General features: G+C 60.3%; 19 protein-coding genes. 3 read left to right on the top strand and 16 right to left on the bottom strand.

Annotated elements, in window-relative coordinates; genetic code table 11:
• Nucleotides 1-5 precede the first annotated feature (5 nt).
• Nucleotides 6-638, top strand: coding sequence for an ATP-dependent protease subunit HslV (gene hslV, locus GSQ81_RS15470; RefSeq protein WP_371715338.1), 633 nt, complete (start codon nt 6-8; stop codon nt 636-638).
• Nucleotides 639-647: 9 nt separating this feature from the next.
• Nucleotides 648-2,237 (top strand): ATP-dependent protease ATPase subunit HslU, encoded by a 1,590-nt coding sequence (gene hslU / locus GSQ81_RS15465; RefSeq protein WP_158911566.1) that lies wholly within the window; start codon nt 648-650, stop codon nt 2,235-2,237.
• Nucleotides 2,238-2,310: 73 nt separating this feature from the next.
• Here the strand turns inward: hslU and GSQ81_RS15460 are convergent, their stop codons facing one another.
• Both GSQ81_RS15460 and GSQ81_RS15455 read right to left on the bottom strand, forming a co-directional pair.
• The gene (locus GSQ81_RS15460) at nt 2,311-3,591 is read right to left on the bottom strand and encodes a class I SAM-dependent rRNA methyltransferase (protein WP_158911565.1); all 1,281 of its coding nucleotides are present in this window, start codon (nt 3,589-3,591) and stop codon (nt 2,311-2,313) included.
• Nucleotides 3,592-3,723: 132 nt separating this feature from the next.
• The gene (locus GSQ81_RS15455; RefSeq protein ID WP_158911564.1) at nt 3,724-3,927 is read right to left on the bottom strand and encodes a hypothetical protein; all 204 of its coding nucleotides are present in this window, start codon (nt 3,925-3,927) and stop codon (nt 3,724-3,726) included.
• Nucleotides 3,928-4,064: 137 nt separating this feature from the next.
• Here GSQ81_RS15455 and GSQ81_RS15450 point away from each other — a divergent pair, with 137 nt between their 5' ends.
• Entirely contained in the window at nt 4,065-5,231 is a 1,167-nt protein-coding gene (locus tag GSQ81_RS15450) for an NAD(P)/FAD-dependent oxidoreductase (protein ID WP_158912275.1), read from the top strand.
• A gap of 202 nt (nt 5,232-5,433) precedes the next feature.
• On the opposite strand, the gene GSQ81_RS15445 is transcribed toward GSQ81_RS15450, so the two are convergent.
• The 14 genes from GSQ81_RS15445 to GSQ81_RS15380 form a co-directional block, all read right to left on the bottom strand.
• Nucleotides 5,434-5,892 carry a c-type cytochrome gene (locus GSQ81_RS15445; protein ID WP_158911563.1) on the bottom strand — a complete coding sequence of 153 codons (459 nt, stop codon included), beginning with the start codon at nt 5,890-5,892 and terminating at the stop codon, nt 5,434-5,436.
• 90 nt (nt 5,893-5,982) lie between these two features.
• Nucleotides 5,983-10,413, bottom strand: a complete 4,431-nt coding sequence (locus GSQ81_RS15440) for a choice-of-anchor D domain-containing protein (protein WP_254060231.1) — start codon at nt 10,411-10,413, stop codon at nt 5,983-5,985.
• Nucleotides 10,414-10,713: 300 nt separating this feature from the next.
• The gene (locus GSQ81_RS15435; protein WP_158911561.1) at nt 10,714-12,156 is read right to left on the bottom strand and encodes a deoxyribodipyrimidine photo-lyase; all 1,443 of its coding nucleotides are present in this window, start codon (nt 12,154-12,156) and stop codon (nt 10,714-10,716) included.
• Nucleotides 12,157-12,285: 129 nt separating this feature from the next.
• On the bottom strand, nt 12,286-12,627 hold the full coding sequence (locus tag GSQ81_RS15430; RefSeq protein WP_158911560.1) for a cytochrome C oxidase subunit IV family protein: 342 nt from the start codon (nt 12,625-12,627) through the stop codon (nt 12,286-12,288).
• A 44-nt stretch (nt 12,628-12,671) separates the two neighbouring features.
• Entirely contained in the window at nt 12,672-13,433 is a 762-nt protein-coding gene (locus GSQ81_RS15425) for a cytochrome c oxidase subunit 3 family protein (RefSeq protein WP_158911559.1), read from the bottom strand.
• On the bottom strand, nt 13,426-15,099 hold the full coding sequence (locus GSQ81_RS15420; RefSeq protein ID WP_158911558.1) for a cbb3-type cytochrome c oxidase subunit I: 1,674 nt from the start codon (nt 15,097-15,099) through the stop codon (nt 13,426-13,428). The genes GSQ81_RS15425 and GSQ81_RS15420 overlap by 8 nt, the downstream gene beginning before the upstream one ends.
• Nucleotides 15,096-16,139: a cytochrome c oxidase subunit II gene (coxB, locus tag GSQ81_RS15415; RefSeq protein WP_158911557.1), complete on the bottom strand. Its 1,044-nt coding sequence runs from the start codon at nt 16,137-16,139 to the stop codon at nt 15,096-15,098. Before coxB ends, GSQ81_RS15420 begins: the two co-directional genes overlap by 4 nt.
• A gap of 9 nt (nt 16,140-16,148) precedes the next feature.
• Complete coding sequence (locus GSQ81_RS15410; protein ID WP_254060230.1) at nt 16,149-17,051, bottom strand: SCO family protein; 903 nt, start codon at nt 17,049-17,051, stop codon at nt 16,149-16,151.
• Between the two features lie 51 nt (nt 17,052-17,102).
• Nucleotides 17,103-17,786, bottom strand: coding sequence for a hypothetical protein (locus GSQ81_RS15405; RefSeq protein ID WP_158911556.1), 684 nt, complete (start codon nt 17,784-17,786; stop codon nt 17,103-17,105).
• Nucleotides 17,776-19,128 carry a hypothetical protein gene (locus GSQ81_RS15400; RefSeq protein ID WP_158911555.1) on the bottom strand — a complete coding sequence of 451 codons (1,353 nt, stop codon included), beginning with the start codon at nt 19,126-19,128 and terminating at the stop codon, nt 17,776-17,778. The genes GSQ81_RS15405 and GSQ81_RS15400 overlap by 11 nt, the downstream gene beginning before the upstream one ends.
• A gap of 33 nt (nt 19,129-19,161) precedes the next feature.
• Entirely contained in the window at nt 19,162-19,908 is a 747-nt protein-coding gene (locus GSQ81_RS15395) for a cytochrome c (RefSeq protein WP_254060229.1), read from the bottom strand.
• A gap of 91 nt (nt 19,909-19,999) precedes the next feature.
• Nucleotides 20,000-20,542 carry a DUF3341 domain-containing protein gene (locus GSQ81_RS15390; protein ID WP_158911554.1) on the bottom strand — a complete coding sequence of 181 codons (543 nt, stop codon included), beginning with the start codon at nt 20,540-20,542 and terminating at the stop codon, nt 20,000-20,002.
• A complete protein-coding gene (gene nrfD / locus GSQ81_RS15385) occupies nt 20,542-21,984 on the bottom strand; it encodes an NrfD/PsrC family molybdoenzyme membrane anchor subunit (protein ID WP_158911553.1) in 1,443 nt (480 codons plus the stop codon). The genes GSQ81_RS15390 and nrfD overlap by 1 nt, the downstream gene beginning before the upstream one ends.
• Nucleotides 21,985-21,986: 2 nt before the next feature.
• Nucleotides 21,987-25,160 carry a TAT-variant-translocated molybdopterin oxidoreductase gene (locus tag GSQ81_RS15380; protein WP_254060228.1) on the bottom strand — a complete coding sequence of 1,058 codons (3,174 nt, stop codon included), beginning with the start codon at nt 25,158-25,160 and terminating at the stop codon, nt 21,987-21,989.
• Nucleotides 25,161-25,183: the final 23 nt, after the last annotated feature.

The raw sequence follows: 25,183 nt of genomic DNA, 5'->3' as shown, positions 1-25,183 counted from the left end.
TGCCCATGAAGCCTCTTTCCTCGTCCCCAATTCGTGAGAAAACCCGCCTGAAAGCTGCCTCTGCTCCGCTCGCCCACCCGCTCGATCTGGGTGAGGGTCGGCGTATCCGCTCGACTACTGTGATCTGCGTACGGCGCGGCGACTCGGTCGTCATGGCCGCCGATGGGCAGGTGTCGCTCGGATCCACGATCATGAAGGGCTCGGCGAAGAAGATTCGCCGTCTCTATCAGGATAAAGTTCTGGCCGGTTTCGCCGGATCGACGGCGGATGCCTTCTCGCTGTTTGCGCGATTCGAGACCAAGCTGGAGCAGTACGCCGGAAATCTTGGCCGCGCCGCGGTGGAGCTTGCCAAGGACTGGCGCACCGACAAGATGCTGCGACAGCTTGAGGCCCTGCTGATTGTGGCCGATCCCAAGCAAACATTTCTGCTGAGCGGGACGGGCGATGTAATCGACCCCGATGAAGGCATTGCCACCATCGGCAGCGGCGGCAGCTATGCGCTGGCGAGCGCGCGAGCGCTGATGGAAAATACGGATCTGTCGGCGCGAGAGATCGCGGTCAAGAGTCTAAAGATTGCCGGTCAGATCTGTATCTACACGAACGACCAGATGACGATTGAAGAGTTGAAGGCGGAGTAAGGGAAGTTTATGGCAATTTTTTTACCGGGAACTGCGGACGATCAGGCGCTTGCGCTCGATGAGATGACGCCGCGAGAGATCGTCGCGGAGCTGGACAAGTACGTTGTTGGGCAACATGCGGCCAAGCGGGCCGTGGCCATCGCGCTGCGGAACCGGATGCGGCGACAGAAGCTCCCACCCGAGCTTGCCGAAGAGATCATGCCCAAGAACATCATCATGATCGGGCCGACCGGCGTTGGCAAAACCGAGATTGCGCGTCGGCTGGCCAAGCTGACGAATTCGCCCTTTTTGAAGGTAGAAGCCAGCAAATTTACCGAGGTCGGCTACGTTGGCCGCGACGTCGAGTCGATTGTGCGCGACCTGGTGGAGATCGCCATCGACATGGTGCGCGAAGAGAAGATGGACGAGGTGGAAGACAAGGCCGAGCTTGCAGCCGAAGACCGCCTGCTCGACCTGCTGCTGCCGCCTACTCCTACCCCTGCGGCTACTACCGCCGCTGCGGCGACCCACGAGGCCGGGAGCAACGTGATTCAGTTGCCTGCGGCCACTCCGACGAACGACGATGACGACGAGAAGCCGGGCGAGCGCGAGCAGCGAACGCGGGAGAAGTTGCGCCAGCAGTTCCGCGAGGGCAAGCTCGACGAGCGCATGGTCGAACTCGACGTGCGCGACCGCAACCAGCCCAGCTTTGAGGTCTTCAGCAATCAAGGCTCGGAAGAGATGGACATCAACCTGAAGGACATGCTGCCGGGGTTGTTTGGCAACCGGACCAAGAAGCGCAAGATGAAGGTCTCCGATGCATTTGAATACCTGGTGCAGGAGGAGGAGAACCGGCTGATCGACATGGATCAGGTAAACCGGCTGGCCGTGGAGCGGGTCGAGGATTCGGGAATGGTCTTTCTCGATGAGATCGACAAGATCGCTGGACGCGAAGGCGGCCACGGCCCGGATGTATCCCGCGAGGGCGTGCAGCGCGACATTCTCCCCATCGTTGAAGGAACTACGGTCAACACCAAGTATGGGATGGTCTCGACTGACCACATCTTGTTCATTGCCGCTGGAGCTTTCCATGTCTCCAAACCCAGCGACCTGATTCCTGAGTTGCAAGGCCGTTTTCCCATCCGGGTAGAGCTACAGTCGTTGACGGTAGATGACTTTGTGCGGATTCTGACCGAGCCGAAGTCGTCGCTGGTGAAACAAGCCACCGCACTGCTGGAGACAGAGGGCCTGAAGCTGGAGTTCACCAAGGAGGCCATTGCGGAGATGGCTCAATTCGCGTTCCGTGTGAACGAAACGACTGAAAACATTGGCGCGCGGCGGCTACACACGATTCTGGAGCGGGTGCTGGACGAGATCAGCTTCCAGGCCCCCGACCTGTTCAAGAGCCCTCGCACCGAGGTGACAGAAGAGGGCGTTGTGGGCGAGATTGGGGCTTCGGCGCCGCTGAAAGAGGGCGAAAAGGCCGCTCCTCCGCTCCCTGTGATCGAGCGCCAGACGGCGAATGGCGTGGAGAAGGTCATTGTGGTAGACCCGGAGTACGTGCGGCAGCAAGTCGCTTCGATTGTGAAGGACCAGGACCTGTCTCGTTATATTTTGTAGCTTCGAATACCACAGCCGCATTTTCCACATCCCGATTGCGGATTGTGGAAGATGCGGAAATTAGCCACTCAGCTCAGTTGACCCGGCAGATCAGGCACTTGAGATAAGTCGTCTCCGGCAGTGTCAGAATCGCCGGGTGGTCGGGAGCGGCGCCTCGGGTTTCGAGGACTTGCACGCGGCGTCCGGCGTCGGAGGCGGCTGAGGCCACCACCGCCGTAAACTCTTCGGGCGAGACGTGGTGGGAGCAGGAACAGGTAATAAGGGTTCCGCCCGGATTCAGCATCTTCATGGCGCGAAGGTTCAGCTCTTTATAGCCGCGGAGAGCGCCTTCGGCGGCGCGTTTCGATTTGGCGAAGGCGGGCGGGTCGAGAACGATGGTGTCGAACTTCTCCCCGGCAGCTTCATAATCGCGCAGAAACTCGAAGGCATCGGCTTCGATCCATTCGACCTTGGCTTTGAGCTGCGGGTTGAGATCGAGGTTGCGGTCGGCTACTTCCAACGCGGCACGGCTGGCGTCGATGCCGGTGACCTGATCGCAGCGCTGTGCCATGTGTAGCGCGAATCCGCCCTGATAGGTACAGACATCGAGGGCTCGGCCACGGGCGTAACGTGCTGCAGCAGCGTAGTTAAGGCGCTGGTCGAGAAAGGCCCCGGTCTTCTGGCCGGAGGCAGCGTCATAGTGCAGGCGCAGATTGTTGATGGTGAAGATGGTGGTCAGGGTTGGGGCGGCTGGGGTGCTTGTATGGAGCGGTTCTGGTGAGGGTGGGGCTAGCTGTTCGAGTTCACGAACCTTGGGGTCGGGGCGCTCGATGATGGTGGCGGGGTGGAGGCGCTCGCGAATGGTCTCGGTGAGGATTTGGCGGACATCGTCCTGTGCAGTGCCCTGCGTAAGTAGCTGAAGGATAACGAGATCATTGTAGCGGTCGGCGATAATGCCGGGGAGGTCGTCAGCCTCGGAGAAGATGAGGCGGCAGGCGTTGTCTTCGGGCGACTCAGGCGCGAGTTGCTCCCGGAGGGTGAGGGCCGCTGCGACGCGTTCTTGAAGTTGCTCGAGATAGGCTGGGCGGGACAGCGCCGCCTCGGAAGAGATGAGCCGAAGAGTGATTTGAGAGGCTGCACTGTAGAGGGCTGTGCCTAACGGGATGCCGCGGCTGTCGGTGATAGTGACCAGCGCACCCGGAGCGATGCCTGTGGCTCCGAGTGGTGGAATGAGGGATTCGATGTCGGAGCGGTAGACCCAGAGATGGCCTGCGCGGAGGCGGTCTGCGGCGCGCCGCGTGATGGTAGCTGCCGGGCCGTAGGGCTGGGGTGCTACGGTTTTGAGGGGACGCGATTCGGGGAGTGGCTTCGGCATTACTCTATGGTCGCATGCAAGACCGCAGGATGCGACCGATCCAGTGTCTTGGAACCTCGCCAAAATTCATGTCTCAAATTGAAACATGAACCCCGATTATGGCTGGGACATTGGTTATCTGTCGCGGCTTGCCTACACAGCCTTGCGCTGGAAGGTCGTCTTCTTGGTGTTGGCAAAGGAATCTTTCGCCTTGAACGATGCTGCGGATGCCGCGGCGGATGGCTTGGCGCCAGTCTTTACCTGAGCTGCCTTTTCGAGGGCTGCCTGCCGCTTCTGCGCTGCCCGGCCCAATCCACCAATCTTTACGCTGCCTGCCTTAGGAATGAAATCGCTCATAGATAAATCCTCTCACGACCGGAGGTTTACGGGAATGTCTTCCTGTAAGACCCCGGCTGGTAGGAGTCGATTGGAGATTAGGGCAGGTAGGTCGCGGGTGCGAAACTGGATGGTGACTGGAGTTTTTTGTGCACGAGATGGATGTAGTGGTGCTGGGTGGGGGCGCGGCGGGGTTGATGTGCGCGGTCGAAGCTGGGCGCCGGGGTCGTCGCGTGGTGCTGCTGGACCATGCCGAACGCGTGGGCAAAAAGATCCTGATCTCCGGAGGAGGGCGGTGCAACTTCACCAACATTCATTGCCGGGCGGAAAACTTTCTGTCGGAGAACCCGCACTTCGCCAAGTCGGCGCTGGCCCGGTTTACGCCTGCGGACATCATCGCCCTGGTAGAGAAGCATGGGATTCGTTACCACGAGAAGACGCTGGGGCAGTTGTTCTGCGACCGGTCGGCGATGGACGTGGTGGCCATGCTCGAACGGGAGTGCGCGGAGGCAGGAGTTCGCGTGGTGACAGGGACGAAGGTGCTCTCAGTAAAGCAAAATGAAAAGTTCATGGTGGAGACTTCGGCGGGAACGTTTCAAGCGCAGTCGGTCGTGGTGGCTACGGGAGGGTTGTCAATACCGAAGATGGGGGCCACAGGATTCGGATACAGCGTGGCCGAGCAGTTCGGGCTGCGGGTGATCGAGTGCCGTCCGGCGCTGGTTCCGCTGGTGATGGGTGGGGAGGATGCCTCGCGGTGGTGCGATCTGACCGGGCTGTCGGCTGAGGTAGTCGCCGCGGCAGGGACGAAGCGCCGACGCGGCAGCTTCAAGGAGAAGATGCTGGTGACGCATCGCGGGCTGAGCGGCCCGGCGATCTTGCAGGTGTCGTCTTACTGGCGAGCGGGAGAGGCTGTGGAGGTCGATCTGGCTCCGGGGGTGGAGGTCTTTGCTCCATTGCTGGTGAAGAATGCGCGCCGGGACGCTGGCGCGGCGGTGATGGCGCTACGAACAGTGCTTCCGGGACGGATGGCGGAGCGGTGGGTGGCGCTGCATGAACCTGCGGGATGGACCAACACCGCGCTGGCGGCGATGGAGCAGGAGGTTCATACGTGGCGAGTAGTACCCGCCGGAACCGAGGGCTATGCCAAGGCCGAAGTGACGGCGGGCGGCGTGGATACGGCGGAGCTGGACGCGAAGACGATGGAGAGCAGGAAGGTGCCGGGACTCTACTTCATCGGCGAGGTGGTAGACGTAACCGGGTGGCTGGGAGGATATAACTTTCAGTGGGCTTGGGCTTCCGGGGTGAGCGCGGGGCGGGCAGTTTAGATTGGGATGGAAGACGGCTTAACACCGATCGCACCGATTGCACCGATCAGGAACGCGCAATGGCTTATGGGCTGGGTTGAGTTTTACTCTCCCACCCTTCGCAGAGTGCGCGAAGCTGAGGGTACCCGAACGTTTGGGTCGTGCGGAAACCCATGTCCCAGAAACGGGACATGGGGCACCCAATTTGTCGGCTTGCTGACGCTTATTTTGCGGGTGCGGGTGGAGGGCCGTGCTTCTCGGGCGGAGCGACGAACTCCTTGGGAGTGGAGTTGCCGCGATGGCAGGTGCCGCAGCCGACCTTCTGCATGTCGCCGTGGTCAGAAAGCTTGGCCAGATATTTGCCATTGATGTTCTGGGTCATGCGCATCATGAGGCGTGCCGAGGTCTTCTCGGGCTTGGCGTCAGAGGCGAAGTTAAGGTGGTGGGTCGTGCTGTCCTCTTCGTGGCAGAAATTGCAGTGTACGCCGAGACCACCGGTAAACCCATGCATGGTCGCCATCAGGTCCTCGCCGGAGATATTCTTCGGCAGCACCTTCAGGTTGGTGGGCTTCGGCATCTCGTGATGCGTCTCGCCAGCCGGAGGAGCCTGCGCCAGAAGGCTGACAGACGAGAAGAGGAGCGATGCAGCGATCAGTGCGCGGGAGAGATTCGTGCGAAGCATATTGATGTCGGCCTCTGAAGTGGTCTGTCGTGTCTACGTCTGAATCGTACAGAAGTTTCTGAGCGATAGAGATAAATTATTTCGGACAGCCTATTGGACAATCAGGGTGAGCGTGATGGTGCGGCTAAGACCGGCGCTGCTGGCGCTGACGACGATGGGATAGGTTCCTGCCGGTGTAACCGGGGTCTGCCCAGGAGGAGTGCCGGTTGAGCCCGACGAAGGCAACTGGCGTCCGGCCCCACAGCCGAGAGGCAGCAACAGACAGCAGAGCACAAGCAGACTAAAAAAACGTCTTCGGCGAAGAGTGAGAAGGCCGAGAGGCAGAAGCGCAGCCAGCCACACCATCGAATGCGCTCCAGAGTGCGACGGCAAGAGCGATGCAGTGGTGGTGCCGGTAAGGACAGTGACCGATACGGTAGTGGTTGCGGCCCCTGTAACGCTCGATGGATTAACGTTGCAGACCGCGTTAAGCGGCGCGCCGCTACAGGTAAAGCTCACAGGAAGCGAAGTCGAAGAGGTGAACAGCAGCGGGAAGACGGCATTGTCGCCACTTTTCACAGTAACCGTGGTGTTGCCGTCCGGGTTGAGTGCAAAGTCGACACCGGTGCCGCTCAGGCGCAGCACCTGCGGCGAGTTGGGCGCACTGTCGGTGATGGTGAGGGTACCGGTGCGCGTGCCGCCGACGGCAGGGGTGAAGGCGATTTGCAGCGTGCAGGCATTGTCCGGTGCGAGCGTAACACCGCAGGTATCGCTGCCCGGCACGATGCTGAAGTCTCCTGTGAGGACGGTGCTGTCGAGGTTCAGCGGCAGGCCGCCGTTGTTGGTAAGCGTAACGGTCTGCGGAGAAGAGGTCTGGCCGACGCCGGTCGCAGCGAAGTCGAGGTTGAAGAGCGGCGAGAGCGAGACGCCCGGCGGAGCAATGCCGGTTCCGGTAACAGCGACGGTCTGGGTGCGGTATTGGTCGGCGATGGTGATCTGCGCCGCGAGGTGGCCAAGACTCTGCGGCTGGAAGGCGACATCCATCGCACAAGTCGAGTGCGCATTGAGAGAGTTGCCGCAGGCGTTGGTAACCGTGAAGTCGGTGCTGGTGGTTTGGGCGGAGATCAGGGTGAGCGCAACGTCGCCTGCGTTAGTCAGCGTGATCTGCTGCGGTGTGCTGGCGGTGGTAAGCTCCTGGGCCGCAAAGGCGAGCGTCGAGGTCGAGAGCGCATCGGTAGCAGCCGTGGTCCCCGTGCCCGTCAGCGATGCGACCTGAGTGCCTACGCCGTCCGTGATGGTGAAGGTTCCGGAGCTGACGCCCGAGCCGGTGGGCGTAAAGGTGATGGCGACAGTACATCCAGTGTCGGGCATGAGCGCGGAGGTGCAGGTGTTATTGGAGATGCTGAAGCCGCCGCCGCTGACAGTAGGAGTTTGAACCGTCGTGATGGTGCCGCCATTGTTGGAGATGGTGATGTTCTGCGCGGCGCTGGTCGAGTTGATGCTGGTGGAACCGAAGATCAATGAGATGGGGTTAAGAACGACAGTTGCCGGAGGTGTTCCAGTGCCGCTGAGCGTCGCCGTGGCCTGTCCGCCGGAGACGTTGCCGTAGACGGTGAGCAAGCCGGTGCGGCTTCCGGGTGTGGACGGGAGAAATCGAACCTGCACAGTGCAGGTTAGGCCGACGGCGATGGTCGTAGCGGCGCAGTTGTCGGTCTCGTTGAAATCACCAGTGATAGTAACGCTGCTGACCGTGAGCGGAGCGTTGCCCGAATTTGTAACTGTGATTGTCTGCGGAGCGCTCGCAGTAGCTACTGCCTGATCGTTGTAAGTAAGGCTAATGGGGTCGAGAGTGATGGCTGGTTGCGCGGGATTAAGCGCAGTGAGCAAGGGAATCTGCCAGAGGCCGCGGCCATAGGTGGCGACCCGCAGCTCGCCGACGCGACCGTCTCCTGTAGGCAGGCCGGGAGCTGCAGCCAACTGAAAGACGGGAGCGTTGGGCAGGCTCGTTCCGTAGATGCTCCAGCAGTTGTTGATGGGGTTGACGCAGGTGGCGATCTCGGTGGTGACGTACACGCCGGTGTCGAGCGCGACGTAGACGGTGTTGGCGTCATTGGGATCGACGAGCACACTGTTGGCAGGCGCGTTGGGAAGATTGTTGCTGATGTTGGCCCAGTGGGCTCCGGCATCCACAGTGCGATAGAGGTGCGCAGCGTTAACACCGTTGCCCGCGAATCCCATTACCGTGGCGTAGAGTGTCTTTCCTGTGGGGTCGTGGGAATCGGCGGCGAGCGAGGAGATGTCGAAGCCGCCAGGGTTGAACGGTGTCGTGTCGTTGGTGACCGGCGAGAGAGTGAGATCGTTCCATACGCTGGCGCTGCTGTCGGTCTCAGCCGTAGCGGTAGAAAAAAGATGGCCGCCAAACGTGCCGCCTCCATCGAGCCTTCCCGCCATGCCAGCGTAGAGGACAGGCGAGCCTGCGTTTTGCGCCGCAGCCGCGCTATCGGTCGGGCCTGCGGCTGCAAGAGAACGCAGCACCGGATTCGTGCTGCCGCAGGATGCATTCTGCGGCCCAGCGAGCAATGGGCTGACAGCGTTAGCCGAAGACCACGATGCTCCGCTTGCCGCCGGACCTCGCCATACACGACAGGTGCCGACGAGGATGTTAGCGGGGAGCGCGGGATCGAGCAGCCACGGCGCGTCGATCAGCGAGGAGTCGGAGGCGGTCTGCGCCGATCCGATGGTGGGCGTTCCGGCAAACTCGGCGACAGTGCAGGCGGACCCGCTGGAGCACTCATGAATACTGACGCCCGCGCCGGTGGAGATATACCAGAGCTGCGGATCAGTCTGGTCGATGGCGACGGTGCCACCTTCGCCGGTAGCCAGTTGCGGCCACGGCATAAAGGCAGAAGATGTACCAGCAGTCCCGTTCGCGCCAAGGCCGACGAGCAGCGTGTTCGGATCGGTAGGATGCTCGGCAAAGCTGGTGACCTCGGCCAGCGATCCAAGACCACCGTTGAGGTTCTGGAAGTGAGTTGCATCGTCAGCCGAGCAGGGAGTTGCCTGCTGGTTGACGCCGTCGGTCGAGCGCCACAAGCCTCCATCGTTGCCGAGATAGAGCAGCGTCGAATTGGCAAGCGTCGCGATCGCATGTTGCGCGGGAGCGACCATGGCAGGTGCGGCGCATCCGTCGATGGCGTTGGTCGTATTGCGCAGATTGCAGCCTGCGGTGAGCGAGCAGCGATAGAGATCGATGGTCCCGGCGTAAAGAACCGTATCCGAACCTGACGGCACCGCAGCCAGAGCAAGGTTGTAGTCGGCCTGTGGAATGACCGTGCTGGCGTTGACGGTTTCGAGCGGCGTGGAGGGGAGCCGCTTGGCGAAGGTGAGGTCGTTGCTGGTGCAGTTTGTCCCGGAAAGACCGCAGACATCCTGCCACAATCCCTGGTCGAGATTGTTGCTATCGACGGTCAACGCGAAGGTATCGCCGCTGTTGGGCTGTACGGCAAGCGCGCCGCGAAAGATGGGACAGGATGGGTTGCCGGTGCTGTCGGGGTTGGTCGGGCAGGCCGCAGTCGTCAGGCCGCTGCCGGGCTGCTGTGCCAGCCGCGTCCAGGTCACTCCGTCGGTAGACTCGTAGTAGCCGTGGTAGCGGACGGCGGCGTAGAAGCGCTGCCGAATGGAATTCCACACCACCGACGTTGCAGCGTTACCGCCCTGCTCGGGATTGTTGGGCAGCGGGCGCTGCACGATCTGGCTGCCATCCATCAGGACAGACATCTGCCAGGTGGCCCCTGCGTCGGTGGAGTAGTAGAGCCCCATGACACTGTTGGTCGTGTCCGTCGCGTTGACGAGCGTGCCTTCCGCGGCCTGCGATATGGCCGCGACCACGGTGCCGGGAGAGGTAGTGCTCCAGGCAAAGCCCGCGAAGCCAAGGCCAATAAAAGAGTGCCGCCCGGCCGTCTGGTCCTGCGAATCCTGAATGAGCGTCCACGTAGAGCCGCCGTCGTTGGAGCGAAGCAGTCCGCTGCCATAAAACGAGTCCGTAGCATCATTCGGGTCACCGGTCCCGGCGAGCACAACACCCTGCTGGACGCTGATGGCACCGATGCTGAGCGAGGGGATGACCGAGCTTCCGGCGTTGGCGCTAAAAACAGGAAGCGTGTCGGTGAGTGGCGTGAAGATAACGTTGGCGGCAAGGCCTGCGGCATTGGTCGACTTCCAGACGCCTCCGCCGGTAGTGCCCAGGTAAACCGTGTTGCCCGAAGAATCGTCTGGATCGATGGCGATGGCGGTGACACGTCCGGTGACGTTGCCGTAGGCGATGCTTGCAACCTGGTTAGGCCCGATAGGTTGCCATATCGCATTCAGGCCGGAGATCTGCGACGACTCTTGCTGTGCCGTGATCATCGCAGCCTGCTGCCTACGAGCGGCAGCCATCGCTTGCCCGGCTGCAACACGCTGCGAGAGCGTGCGTCCGCCGAGAAAGTTTCGGGTACGCAGCGCGGGTACGTCCACAGTGCCATTGGGAAGTTTTGCCGACAAAGATGTGAGCTGCGCGTCTGCGCTGATGCAGATAAATATGGAGGCGATAAGCAACAGCACGCAAGGAGCGCGGGCAGGGAGAGTGCTGCGCCGACAGGCGAATTGAGGATTTGCGCTCAGGCCCATAGCGTTGCTTCGGGGAGATGCGGATGGCTGTCTTCGATGCTGCAAGCGGATGAGCAACAAGTCAACGCTTGATGAGATGAAGAATCTCTAATTGTTCCGCAACGGGATAAGCGAAATCTCATGTACGGCTCTGCGCGACTCCCTGTTTTTTGAAATGTATCGATGCAGGAAAATCTATCGCAGGCGAAGCTCGGGAACAATCTCCTGATAGTTGTAGTTCTGTCGGATGTATTCCTTCGAGTTGAACTTTCTGCCGGTGGAGGCGCCCGACATGTAGCGAATCTTGCCGAAGATGGGCCGCTCGTTCCATGCGCGGTCAAACTTGCCAAGAATAGCCCAGGCCACCCCGGCGTAGCCGTTAGGGTCGCGGCCATCGAGGAAATATTTGTCGTTGAGATGGATGGCACGCTTCATTGCAGTCGGAATGTCAGGGCTCCACTCCAGAATCTTCTTCGCCCAGTACATGCGCATGTGGTTGTGCATCCAGCCGTGATGCAGCATCTGGAGCTGCGCGGCGTTCCAAAGATCGTCATGGGTCTGCGCTCCCTCCAGTTGCGCAAGGCTATAGAGGAACTCGCGTTCATCACGGGCGTGCTCCGCAATGGTCGTCTTTGCCCACGGCTCGGCGCAGTCGGGCGAGTCGTAGTTAGGCGTGTAGCGGACAAAGTTGACGGCCAGCTCGCGCCAGGTGATCAGTTCGTTGAAGTAGCTGTCGCGGGCTTGCTTCAGATGCGGGCGCTTCTTTACCTCGGCATTGACGGCGAGCGCGATGGTGAGCGGGCCGATATGGCCGAAGTGCAGATAGGGCGAGAGGCACGAAGTGCCGTCGGTCTCTGGACGGTTGCGCTGGGTCTCGTAGCTATCGAGCATGTGGCTGGCGAAGAGCTTGAGGCGTTTGAGCGCCGCATGCGTCCCCCCCTGCCACGCATCGACGGGCAGAACGCTGCGGTCGAAGTCCTTCCAGCCGCGCGTGATGTCCTCTTCGACCGGGTCGGCGTGGAAGTTTCGCGGGCGCTTCCATGCGTGTTGTGCGTGGGTGTTTGCGTAGGGATGCAGGAAGTCGGGCAGCAAGCGGTTGATGCGCGGACGTAGCGTGTAAGCGCCATACTGCGCTTTCTCGATGAGCTTTGAAGGAACGATCACGTCCGTGTCGACCGTCCAGAAAGGAATGCTGAGGCGCGAGGCGAGGTGCTTGCGCCAGCGCTCCGGCTCGCGCATTGGATTTTCATCGCCGATTAAGAGAGCAGCGCGGACATCGGCCAGAAGCTGCTCATGCGATTCGTGAGGTGCGCGGCGCATGACGAAGGCGATATTGCGCGCAGCGAGATCTGCTTCGATATCAGGCAACCCCTGATTGAGAAAGGCATAGCGGCGAAGATTGGCGTGAGGAAAGTTGGAGATGGCGGCGAAGTAAACCACCAGCGGCAGGCCAAGCAGATTTGCCGCTTGCACTGCGACATCGACAGCGTGGTTGTCGACGCCGCGCTGTGCACGCTGCATCCAGTAGACGACACATTTGCCGTCAGGATCGGGCGCACCCTGACGTCTTACTGTGACGCGGGAATCGGAAGCGAGAGTCTGAAGTTCATCATCGAGCACAGAGATGCGGGAAGCCATAGGAGGAGTGTAGCCGGAGCTTCTCGCGCGAATTGATGGGAACAAAAAATGCGGCCCGCAGGCCGCACTCTCGTCAAATCAATCGTTTCCGTGTAGCAAAATCTAAAACTATTTGCTTGAATGCTCTTTTTACCAGAGGCCCCAGGCCCGGCTGATGTAGTCGCTGAGCGTCATGGTGATCAACGCAGCGAAGGTGAAGAAACCCGCAGCAACCGTCATCTTGATGAGCTTCGACTGGTATTTAACGTGCATGAAGAACAGGATGACGATGACCGCCTTGATGCTGGCGATGGCCAACGCCACGACCGGATTGAGGATGCCCATGTCGATATAGGCCGCCAGAACGGTGAGACCAGTGAAGATCAACAGGATGACAAACACGATCGTATACGTCACAGGCGTAACGATGTGATGCTCGGCATGCTCCGGGTTGGTGATGTTCGATGGATCGTGATAGTGCTCGTCGGTCATTCTTATCTCCTGCCAGTCAGGTTATGGATGGCTGCGGGGCGCGATTAGACGGGATGTCGATTAATGAGATAGAGCAGCGGGAATAGAAACAGCCACACAATATCGACGAAGTGCCAATATAAAGCGAAGTTTTCTATAGGCGCGACATACCCTGCTGTAAAGTCACCTCGATGCGCTCGTATCGTGAGCCAGACGAGGATGCCGAGACCGATGATCATGTGCAGCGCGTGCAGTCCGGTCATGGCGAAGTAGAGCGAGAAGAAGATCTGCGTATGCGCAGCCTGGTCCGGCGGAAGCGGCTCTTCTTTGAGTCCATAAGCGTGAGGATTGACGAACTCGGAGACATCGAAGTGATCGCCGGGGATGTGGTGCTTCTCCCACTTCTCGTGGTACTCGTCAGCCTTGACTCCGATAAAGGCGATCCCGAAGAGCATGGTGAGAATGAGAGTGAGAACGAGCAGGCCCTTCTTTTTGACCTCGGCTGCCCAGACGCCTAGCGCCATGAAGAATCCCGAGGTAATGAGGATCGCCGTGTTGACTCCGCCGAGCGGGACGCTGAGCTGGTTCGAAGCGACGACGAACGCGTCGTAGTACCAGTTGCGATAGAGCAGGTACGAGAAGAACAGGCCGCCGAAAAACATGATTTCGGTCAGCAGGAAGAGCCACATGCCGAAGGTGCCGGCCTCGCGCTGCTGCTCCTGTGTCTCGAAGTGATGGCGGTGCTGGGGGAGCGCGACGTGCGCGTGCTCCTCCGGCTGGGCCGTCTCGTGCGTGTGGGGATGGGTCGCTACGATCACATTATCCAACGGTCGTCACCTCTTGTTCCGTCTTGTGGGCGAGCCACTCGTAGTCATAGGCCTCATGATCGACGATAGGAACTTCGATAAAGTTTTCAGTCAGCGGCGGCGATTGAATCTGCCATTCAAGGCCAGTTGCCTGCCATGGATTGTTGCCGGCGATGGCACCGTACTTCAGCGACCATCCAAGGTACAGCAACGGAAGCATGTAGCCTACGCCGAGCACCGTCGCGCCCGCGGTCGAGAGGACGTTGAGTACCTGGAACTCCGGCGGATACGCGTGGTAGCGGCGCGGCATCCCGAGATAGCCAAGGATGAACTGCGGAAGGAAGGTGAGATTGAAGCCGATGAAGGTGGTGACCGCGGCGAGCTTCGAGAGCGACTCCGGATACATGCGGCCCGTCATCTTCGGCCACCAGAAGTGGATGCCGGAGAGGAAGGCCATGAGCATGCCGCCGACCATGACGAAGTGGAAGTGCGCCACAATGAAGTAGGTCTCGGTAAGGTGAATGTCCATGCCGAGCGCACCAAGGAAGACGCCGGTCATGCCGCCGATGGTGAACAGACCCATGAAGCCGAAGGCGTAGAGCATCGGCGTCTCGAAGGTGATCGAACCCTTTTGCAGCGTGAAAGCCCAGTTGAAGATCTTGATGGCAGAAGGCACGGCCACCAGCATGGTCAGCAGCGAGAAGACCAGCGCCGAGTAGTTGGACACGCCCATGATGAACATATGGTGCGCCCAGACGAAGAACCCGAACAGCGCGATGGCCACCGAAGAGAAGGCAACCGCCGTGTATCCAAAGACGCGCTTGCGGCTGAAGGTGCTGATGACCTCGGAGATGACGCCCATGCCGGGAAGAATCATGATGTACACGGCAGGGTGTGAGTAGAACCAGAAGAGATGCTGGAACAGCAACGGGTCGCCGCCCTTGGTGGGATCGAAGACGCCGATCCCGATGGTGCGCTCGAGCGCGACCAGGACCAGGGTGATGGCCAGAACCGGCGTGCCCAGCACCATCAGGATCGAAGCAGCGTAGTTCGACCAGACAAAGAGCGGCAGGCGGAACCACGTCATGCCCGGAGCGCGCATGCGGTGAATGGTGACGATGAAGTTCAAGCCGGTGAAGATCGACGAAAACCCGATGATGAAGATACCAACCGCCGCTGTGATGACGTGGGTATTAAGGTAATGCGTCGAGAGCGGAGTGGTGAAGGTCCAGCCGGTATCGACGCCGCCCAGCACCAGCGCCGCGAGGGTGAAGAGACCGCCGATCCAGTAGAGATACCAGCTCAGCAGGTTGACCTTGGGAAAGGCAAGGTCCTTGGCCCCGATCATGATGGGCATCAGGAAGTTCCCCAGCGTCGCCGGTACCGAAGGTACCAGGAAGAGGAAGACCATGATGATGCCATGCATCGAGAAGAATTTGTTGTACGTGTCCGAGGCAACAAGGTCAGGCTGCGGCGTCAACAACTCCAGACGGATGAGACCGGCAAAGGCGCCGCCGATAAAGAAGAAGAACGTGATCGAGATCAGGTACATGATCGCGATGCGCTTATGGTCGCCGGTGAGCAGCCAGCTCAGCAGGCCGTCCTCGTTGTTGAGGTAGTTCCGCTTCGGCAGGGTTGCCGTCTTCTGGTCGGGCAGATTAACAATTGTCGAACTGGTTGCGCTCATGGTTTCACCCCTGCTGGCGTTGTCGGCGCCGTCTGGTCGGACTGTGACGTGACCAGGGTCTGCTGAATTCTGTAGTTGCTCTGTAATCCCTTGATGTATTCGACGAGGTCGATCAGGCCGTCCTCACTGACCTGGCCCTGATAGGTGGGCATGATCGGCGCGTATCCGGCGGTGACGTGCTCCGACGGATTGAGGATGGCGTCACGCAGGTACGCATCGTTAACCAGCACCTCGGAGCCATTGGTGAGTTGCAGCTTCGATCCGTAGACTCCGGCCAGATTTGGCCCGCGCGATCCTGCGGTGCCGGTATGGCACGCGTTGCAACCCATGCTGGCAAACAGGCGTTCTCCGTTTTGAGCAAGCGACATGCCGCTGGTCGATTCCTGCAGCCACTTCTGGAAGTCGTCCGGAGTCATCGCCGTGACTTCGCCGATCATCTGGGAGTGGTTGGTGCCGCAATACTGCGTGCAGAAGAGGTGATAGGTGCCCGGCGTGGTTGCCTGAAACCATACCGTCGAGTAGCGCCCGGGGATGACCTCGCGCTTGATGCGGAAGTCGGGGACGGAGAAGCTATGGAAGACGTCCTGCGAAATCATCGTCAACTGAACGGGCCGCCCAATAGGAACGTGCAGCGCATTGATTTCGTGCTGTCCACCCTGATGCTCGGCCTTCCACATCCACTGCTTGCCGACGACATAGATGTTCATGGCATTGGTCGGCGGATTATAGATACGGAAGTAGAGCAGCGCGCCCCAGACGAAGCAGATAAGGAACAGCGCCAGCGGAATGATGGTCCACGTTGCTTCGAGCAGCGTGGAGCCCTCTACCTGGACGGCCACCGGATGCTTTTCCTTACGGTAGCGGATGGCGAAGCCGAAGACGAGCACGCCGACAACAGTAAGGCCGACGACCGTGATCAACAGCAGGAAGAAGTAGAGCGCGTCGGCGTAGGGGGCGATCGTCGACGCCTCGCGCGGAAAGAGCGCGGAAGCGTTGAGCCATTTCACCAAAAATTGCCACAGGACTGGACTGATATGCATCGTTACCCTTTATCCATTCTCTTTCTTAGTCAGGTCGTGGTCGCGCGAAAGCCGTAGATCTCTGCGAAACATCAGGAACATAAAGCCACCCAGCCATGCCACGGTGACCATGCCGCCCAACTGCACCACGCGGGCAACAATAAGCGAGTGCTTGTTCCGCTCCGGGTCATAGTGATAGCAGTAGGTCAGAATGTTTGCGACAGGCGAGCCAATCTTGTTTCCGGAAGCCTCAATCAGCCCGAGGAGGATGTCCTTGGGCGAATATTCGACGCCGAGATAGTACTGTGCGAGCTTGCCGTTGGTCGTGACAATCTGGATCGAGCTGGCGTGGGCAAACTGGGTGAGCTTGCCGTCCGGCCCTGGGACACGGACATAGCCAAAGCCAACCGCCTTGCTCACCTCATCAATCGCTGGTCGTTCGCCGGTCAGGAAGTGCCAACCCGCAGCAGTCTCAGGACGGCCATAGCGCTTGACGTAGAGCGCCTTCTTCTTCGCGGCGATCTGCGGCGTCTCGCTCGGGTCAATGCTGATCACGACGACGTTGAAGTCTTTACCCGGCGTCAGATGCACCATCATCAGCGCACTGGTCAAACCGTCCAGCTCTTCCGAGCAGAGCATGGGGCAGTTGTAGTAGACCAGCGAAAGAACCGCAGGCTTTTTGCCGAAGTAGTCGCCCAGCCGAACCGTCTTACCGGTATCGTCCACAAACTGCGCATCGAGCGGCAGCGGCTGATTGAGATGCTGGGCGATGCCGACCTTCTGCAACACCTGGGGCAGCTCGTCGCCGACGTTCTGGCCCTCCTGCTTGTCGCCATAGCCGGAGACCTGGGCGAACAATGGCGCGCACACAAGCAGGACGCAGCCAAGAACCGCTGCCTGCCAACCGCCTCGTATTGTCCGCCTGTTCATCATGTCGTCTTCGATTCTTCTTCTACTTCTATGCTATGCCTTGTACTGGTCCAGTTAGTGGGCGCGATCAGGGTGCGCTTCGCTCTCGGCCTTGCCGTACGCCATCTTTTCGGCGCGAGCTTCAATGGTGTCAAGCTCATAGCCGGTGCGGGCGAATCCTGTCGTCAGCGGTGCCTGAATCTCCGGCTTCTCGTCGCCTGCCATCAGCGGCTCCGTAGCCGCGGTCGAGGTATTAACAGGAAGTCCGCGCTGGGCGATCAGCTCCATAGCGCGCGTGATGGGAATACGAATGTTGCTGCCCTCGCCAGGAGAGGTGCTGTAGTAGTTCAGCAGCAGGTCCTCACGAGCATGGAGATCGGCAGTGGACTGTTCACCATCGTCGATATCGAGGCGGGGCGTGGGGAAGGTCGCCGTCAACTGCTGCAGCTGCTTCTGCTCCATCACCGGATCGCTGGTAAGGTCCTGCCGCTTGCCGCCATTGAGCGCAGCACCGGCGAAATCCGAGGTATGGTTCCACTTGGTCGTTGGACCGTCGGCCTTCTGGATGGCGCCGTTGATGACCCGGCCCATGACAAAGCAGAAGACAAAGAAGACGATGAGGAACCCGCCGAGGCCAGCGAGGAAGACGAGCACGCCATTGACATTAACGTCGGTGGTCTCGTAGCCGGGCGATTCGGAGGTGTGTCCCTTGATGTCGGGCTCACCGGGTTGATGCAGATCGTGGTCGTTAGTGGGCATGTTCGGGCTCCAGCATCTCTTCCAGGTGCGGATCGTTCAGGTTCATGATGGGGCGGGCCTTCAACGCCGTCAGGTAATAGGCTCCCCAGACAGCAAGCACCGCGACCGGCACCGTAATGTAAGCCAAAATTCCAATGTTGTTATGGAGGTGCAGGTTGCCGGCGGCGTCGGCGAAATTCGGCTCAATCAGCCAGAACATGTCGACGCAGCGCGCGAAGATCATCCAGCCGCAGAGCCAGACCATCTTGCGCTTGTTCCGCTTGAGATCGCGCGAGAGCAGCAGGCAGAAGGGAATCAGCCAGTGGGCGATGAAGTCGAGCGTGCAGATCGTCCACCAGCCGCCATTGATGCGGTGCAGATACCAGGGAATCTCGTCGGGGATGTTGCCGGACCAGATGATGAGGAACTCGGCAAAGCTCAGATAGATGTTCAACATGACGAAGGCGAGCATGAGCTTGCCCAGGTCGTGCTGTTCGGTCACGCGCAGCAGGGTCTTGATCGGCTCGACCTTCGAGAGCAGGATGACGGTCAGCACGCCCAGCGCGAGAACAGCATAGCCCTGACCGACGAGGAACTGGAGGCCGTAGATCGAGGAGTACCAGGTCACGTCGAGCGACTTAATCCAGTCAATCGAACCCGCGGTGAGCAGGACGACATAGATGAAGATGCCGGGGCCGCAGAGATTTTCGAACTTGGTGCGCCAGCGGTCGTAGCTCGCCTGGGTATTGCGCAGAGGATCAGCATCGCATTGCAGCGACCACTTGTTGATGAAGTAGGTGAGCGTCAACAAAATGCCGAAGATGATGATGGTCTGGACGATCACACTGACCGGATTCAGCATAGCGTGCTTGTCGTTGATCGTCATCGCCTGTTCGAGCGTGACCCAATGATGCTGCAACGCATCGGCCACGGCGGCGGGATTAGGATAGGTGGCCCACTGGTACAGGTGCTTCATGAAGATGGCGATGGGAATGAACATCAGCGCGACCAGCCACAGGGTGCGGCTCATGGCCTCGAGCGGACGCCGCAGCAGGAGTCCCCACTTGCCGCCGGTCACATGCTGCAGCATCAGCACCACCAGACCGCCGCCAGCGAAGCCGAAGCAGGTCATAAAGCCCATCAGGTAGGCGCGCAGCAGGTGGTTGCGGCCTTCGTGAGTGAAGGCAAAGAGCACGGAGACCAGCGTGGCAACCACCGCGATAACCAGCAGCCGGGTCCGCCACGCGGTGACAATCTCCGGCGTGGCAAGCGATGCAGGAAGCGGAAGCGGGCCATGATGGGCGTGGTGTCCGCCGGCTTCTCCGTGATGCTCGTGTCCGGTATGTTCGTGTCCAGATGACATGCGTTTCAAGCCTTCGTTCGGAAGCTTCCGAGATTACTGCTTTGCTGCGGTTTTTCCGGCAGGCGCGGCGGCCGGAGTCTTGACTGTGGCGGAGCGGGAGGCAACAGGCGCTCCCGATCCGGAGGCTGCGTTGGGCGGTGTCGTAGGAAGAACGAAGGGCTGGTCGTCAGGCGTGCCGTTGACGGCGGTCGGCGGCAGCGTCCACTGCTGGGCAAAGTTCGCGGGCAGTCCCTCGCTCTCGGCGACGCTTGAGAGCGGCTGCACCTGGGAACCGGCGGGAACATCGGCCTGGGTCGCCTTCTGGCTCAACTGCAGCGCCTTGATATAGGCCACAATGGCCCAGCGATCGACCGGCGCAATCTGCGCGGCATAGTCCGGCATGGCTCCATAGCCGTTCGTGATGACGTTGAAAAAGTGGCCCAGCGGCGCGGTCTCGAGCCGTGCCGTGTGGTAATCACCAGCGTGCGCATAGCCCCGGTCGACGATCATGCCCCGGCCATTGCCCACGCGTGAGTGACACGGCGTGCAATAGACGTTGTAGCGCTCCTGTCCGCGCTCAAGCACCTTCATGGTGACGGGAAAGGGCAGGCCCTCGCCCTCCTTGCCGTTGACGAAGCCTGTATAGAAGTAAGTATCGGCGTGGAGCTGGTTGCGGGCCACGGTATTTTCTACCTGAGGACGTGCGGAGCGGCCATCAGCGTAGAAGTCGGTACCTCGCTGAGGGAAGAACTTCGGCTCGTCGTGCATGTCCTGGCGGCAGCCGATGCCAGCAAACAGCAACAGCGTGGATGCGGCGGCGAGGGCCAGCCGGGGAGCCGCTGTTCGGAAGCTTGGGATTCGGGTATTAATCCCTGGAAGTGTGATTCTCGTATTAATGGTCCACCTCCACCACGGAGATCGCGGGGAACTGCTCGAGGAAGCTCCGCGTCTCGGTGATCGAGAACTTCGGGTCCACCGCCTCAAGGCAAAGGAAGAACTTGTCCGTCGTCGCGCCGTTGCGGAAGTTGGGCGCGTTGAAGACGGGATGGTAGAGCTGAGGCATACCGTTCAGCATGATCATGCCGAACGCGGCCGACAAACCCGAGAATAGGATCGTCCACTCATACGCCGGAATGATGAAGGCTGGCCATGAGAACAGCGGCCGTCCTGCGATATTGAGCGGATAAGCCCAGACTGCGATCCAGGTCTCCATCAGAAACGCCGTCGTCACGCCCATGATGCCGCCAAGCAGGCAGACCAGGGGAACGCGGGTTTTGTGGAAGTGCAGCGCAACGGCGGCCTCTTCGACAGGATAAGGCGTGTAGCACTCCATCCGGCGATAACCGGCCTCGCGCGCCTGCTCTGTCGCATACACCAATTCGCTGGGTGTATTGAACTCGGCGAGTAAACCGTAAATTCCTTCTCTGGGCGGCATTAGAGTGTCTCCTCCACTACGGTCTCAGCATCGGCCCCACCGCGCCGCACCTTGGTCTGCGGAAGCATCATTCGAATCTCAGACATCGGAATCATCGGCAGGAAGCGAACGAATCCAAGGAAGAGGAAGGTAAACATTCCCCATGTGCCGATAAAGATGATGTAGTCCCAGCGCGTCGCAACATAGGTTCCCCAGCTTGAGGGGAGATATTCGCGGTAGAGGCTGGTTACGACGATGACAAAGCGCTCGAACCACATGCCGATGTTCACAACAAACGACAGGATGAACAGATAGGTCACGTTCACCCGCAGCTTGCGCGACCACAGCGTCGTCAGCGGAATGGCGATGTTGGTCAGGATGAGGATCCAGTATGCCCAGCCCATCGGCCCGAACATGCGGTTCCACATCATGAAGAACTCCCAGTGGCTGGCCGAGTACCACGACATGAAGACTTCCATGGCATAGCCGTAGGCCACGATACCGCCGGTGCCGAGCATGACCTTGGCCATGTTATCGAGGTGGCGCAGCGTCACCAGGTCTTCGAGGTGGTAGAACTTGCGGATCGGAATCGCCAGCGTGATGACCATGGCGAAGCCGGAGTAGATGGCACCCGCGACGAAGTAGGGCGGGAAGATGGTGGTATGCCATCCCGCCAGGGCTGCGACCGCAAAGTCGAAGCTGATGACGGTGTGTACCGAGAGCACCAGCGGCGTCGAGAGGCCCGCGAGCAGCAGCGATGCCGATTCATACCGGATCCAGTGCCGGGTCGAACCGCGCCAGCCCAGCGACAACATGCCGTAGAAATATTTCGCCAGCGGCATCGTCGCGCGGTCGCGCAGGGTGCCGAAGTCGGGGATCATTCCGACATACCAGAACACGATGGAGATGGTCGCGTAAGTCGAAACCGCGAACACGTCCCACGCCAGCGGCGAGCGGAACTGCGGCCAGACGTTCATCGTGTTGGGATAGGGGAACAGCCAGTAAGCCAGCCACGGACGGCCGACGTGAATCAGGGGGAAGATACCGGCGCAGCAGACCGCGAAGATGGTCATCGCCTCGGCGAAGCGGTTGATCGAGTTGCGCCACGTCTGCTTGAACAGCAGCAGGATCGCCGAGATCAGCGTGCCGGCGTGGCCGATACCGATCCACCAGACGAAGTTGATGATGGCGAAGCCCCAGGCCCCGGGGATGGTGACGCCCCAGATGCCGACGCCCTTCAGGAAGAGCCAGGTGATGCCGATCACAACGCCGGTCGCGATGCCGCCTGCGACCATCAGACCGAAGAACCAGCCCAGCGGCGTGTTCGAGGTCAGAACGATCTCGGAGATCTTCTGCGTGACCGACTTGAAGTTGTGGCCGGGCGCGATGACTGCGTACTCGCCGGTACGCGGGTCGATCATTGGATCAACGACCGGATCGTGAATTGGTCCTTTGGTTGCCATACCTATGCAAGCTCCGGATTCGGGTTGATGACGCCAGCGGTATACGTTGTGCGCGGACGATAGTTGAGGTCTGCAAGGACCTGGTAATCGCGCTCTTCAGCCTTGCGCTTCGCTACCTTGCTGGCCTTGTCGTTGATATTGCCGAAGACGATGGCATCGGTCGGGCATGCCTGCTGGCAGGCCGTGACGATGTCGCCGTCGGCGATCTCGCGGTTCTCGATGTCGGCCTGGATCTTGGCCGCCTCGATGCGCTGGATGCAGTAGCTGCACTTTTCCATGACGCCGCGCGAACGCACGGTCACGTCAGGATTGCGCATGAACTTCAGGCTCTCGGTGTCATAGTCCGAGTAGAGCAGGAAGTTGAACCGGCGCACCTTGTACGCGCAATTGTTCGAGCAGTAGCGAGTACCGACGCAACGGTTGTAGACCATCGTGTTGAGGCCTTCGGGCGTATGCACCGTCGCTCCCACCGGGCAGACCTGTTCGCAACCGGCGTTCTCGCAGTGCTGGCAGGCCATCGGCTGAAAGTGCGCCTTGGGAGCGTGCAGGTCGCCCTCAAAGTAGGTATCGATACGCAGCCACTGCATGTTGCGGCCAATCTTGACCTGCTCGCGGCCTACGACGGCGATGTTGTTCTCGGCGTAGCAGCTTACGATGCAGGCATTGCAGCCGATGCAGCTATTGAGGTCGATCGCCATGCCCCAGGCGTTCTGCACCTTCAGCGTTGATGGGTCTTTCTTCTCGTAGTTCCAGGTATCGGGGAAGAAGGTCTCGTCCCGGCCCGGCTTTTCGCCCTGCGGCGAGTAGCCGACTTTGCCGATCAGAGTGCCGGTCGAGTCCCGACCCATCTCGTCATGCGCGAAGTTGGGGTTCTTCTCGACCTCGGCGACCGTGGCGTAGCGGATGATGGAGCGCTCCATCGCCTCGTGGCCAGCCAGCGAGTACGTCCCGCTGGTGTCGAAGAGCTTCTTTTCGAGGTCGTGTTGCGCGAAGCTGCCGCGATGCTCGACATTGTGGACCTTGGTGACGCAAAGGTCGTAATCGCTGCCGACCTTCTTCGCCGTTCCGCCGCCCAGGTAATAAGGAGCGTCCGCCGTACGCAGCCGGTAGGCATCGAAGCCGACGCCTGCTCCAACGCGGCCAGCTTCGGCCTGCCGTCCAAAGCCGAGGTGGATCGTGATTGCGCCATCGGGATGGCCCGGAGCCATCAGCACCGGCGCGGTCACCTTGCGGCCGTTCAGCTCAATCTCGATCAGGTCGGTCTCTTCGACGTTGAGATTGGCCATCGAAGCCATGCTCATCAGCGCCGCATTGTCCCAGCTCAGGCTGGTCACCTGCTTGGGAAGCTCCTGCAGCCAGCCAACGTTGGCATAGCGTCCGTCGTAGAGCGACGGATCGGGCCGGAAGGAAATCTCGTAGCCACTGCTCGCCGCAGCCGGTGGAACAAATGCCATGGCATTTCCTGCCGGGGCACCAGTCTTTGGCGTAAACGCTGTGCCTTCAACCCAGCCATCGTGCAGCGCCTTGCGCCAGCTCGTCGCGAAATCGCCCTTGATATAGGTCTTCGCGTTGGCCACAACAACGTCGTAGGCCGAAAGCTGCGGATTGGCGAGCACCGCCTGGAAGACGTCATGCGCCGACTTGCCGTCATACAACGGAGCAATCATCGGCTGGACGATGGAGATGGTGCCGTCATACGCCCGCGCATCCGACCAGCTCTCGAGATAATGCGACTTGTTGATGTGCCACAGCGAGATCGCCCCGGTCTCATCCACATGGTTGCCGAGATGCACCGTGTTCGGCACTTTATTGAAGGCGTCGAGGAAGTTCAGATCGGCAGGAGCGGCATAGATCGGGTTGACGCCCAGCATCACCAGCCACTGCACCTTGCCCGCGTTGATGTCGGCGACCAGAGCCTTGAGGTCTGCCACCTGCTCAGAAGGAATCGGGTTGACGGTCTCGGTATAAACCACCGTCTTGCTCACATTTCCGAGCGAGGCATTCAGCGCATAGGCTGCCGCATGAACTACCGGGGATGCCTGCTCGCCCGGAATGACGACGCACTTGCCACCGCTCTGATGCAGATCGGCAAGCAGCGCCGTGAAGAACTTCTGCTGGTCGGCATCGAGTCCCTGAGGAGCCGCGCCCTTGACCAGTCCCTGCGCGAAGGCGGCGATGTCGCTGGGCTTGAGCGCCAGCCTGTGCTCGGCCTTAAAGCCGGTGACCGTCGGCATGGTCTCGACGACGTACATCCGGTTCATCGTCTTGCTCGCCTCGTAGCGGTGTCGCTCCGAGTAGGCTGCCGCCAGCGGCAGGAAGCCCGGATGGGCGATGCCGCCAAGGAAGTCCGCATCGAGCGACAGGATCACGTCGGCGTTTTCAAGCTTGTACTGCGCATCGGTATAGCTGCCAAAGGCCGCCTTCGACGCCGCGCGCGATGAGTCGGAGTTGACCGGCTCCCACTGCACTAATTTTGCGGAAGGATAGGCCGTCTGCACCTGCTTCCACTGCCCGGCCAGCGTAGGCGAAGTGATCGTCTCGCTCAGGAAGTAGACGCCCTGACCGCCGCTGGTCTTTTTGATCGCAGAGGAAAATGCCTGCTGAAAGCTGCCGAACGAAGAGTTCTGTCCGCGATTGAGAACATGCTGGGAACGGTCAGGATCGTACAGATCGAGCAGCGTCGCCTGCGTGAACGCGTCCGATTTGCCCTTCGAGACCGGGTGCTCCGGGTTGCCGTCCACCTTGATGGGCCGGAAGGCATCGGACTTGATCAGCACCGGGATCGCGCCCGTCGGGAAGGGATGCGCCGTGGCAAAGTACATCGGCTTGCCCAGAATCAAATCCTCAGGCTGCTTCACGTAAGGATAGATCGGCTCGTCGGGCTGCTTGGTGCAACCAGCCATTCCGGCCAGCGCCAGCGACGCGCCCATCACCTTGAGGAAGCCGCGGCGGCTGACGGCATCGACCCACTCGGTCGATCCGGACTGACGGGGAAACTCCTCCGCCATCAGCTCATGGAACGCCGGGGTCTCGGCCAGCTCGTCGAGGTTCTTCCAGAAACGCCGCCCGGTCTTGCCGTCCAGCTTGGCCTGGACCTCGGCCAGCGTCAGCTTTGCCGGAGCAATCTGGGTGACTACTACAGGTTGTGCTTGTACAGGTGCCTTTGTCTCAGCCATCGTCTGCTCTGTTCCAATCCCTG

The sequence above is a fragment of the Granulicella sp. L56 genome (assembly GCF_009765835.1).
GTDB lineage: Bacteria > Acidobacteriota > Terriglobia > Terriglobales > Acidobacteriaceae > Edaphobacter.
Note: the sequence above shows the minus strand (reverse complement) of the source record. Positions and strands in the feature narration are given on the sequence as shown.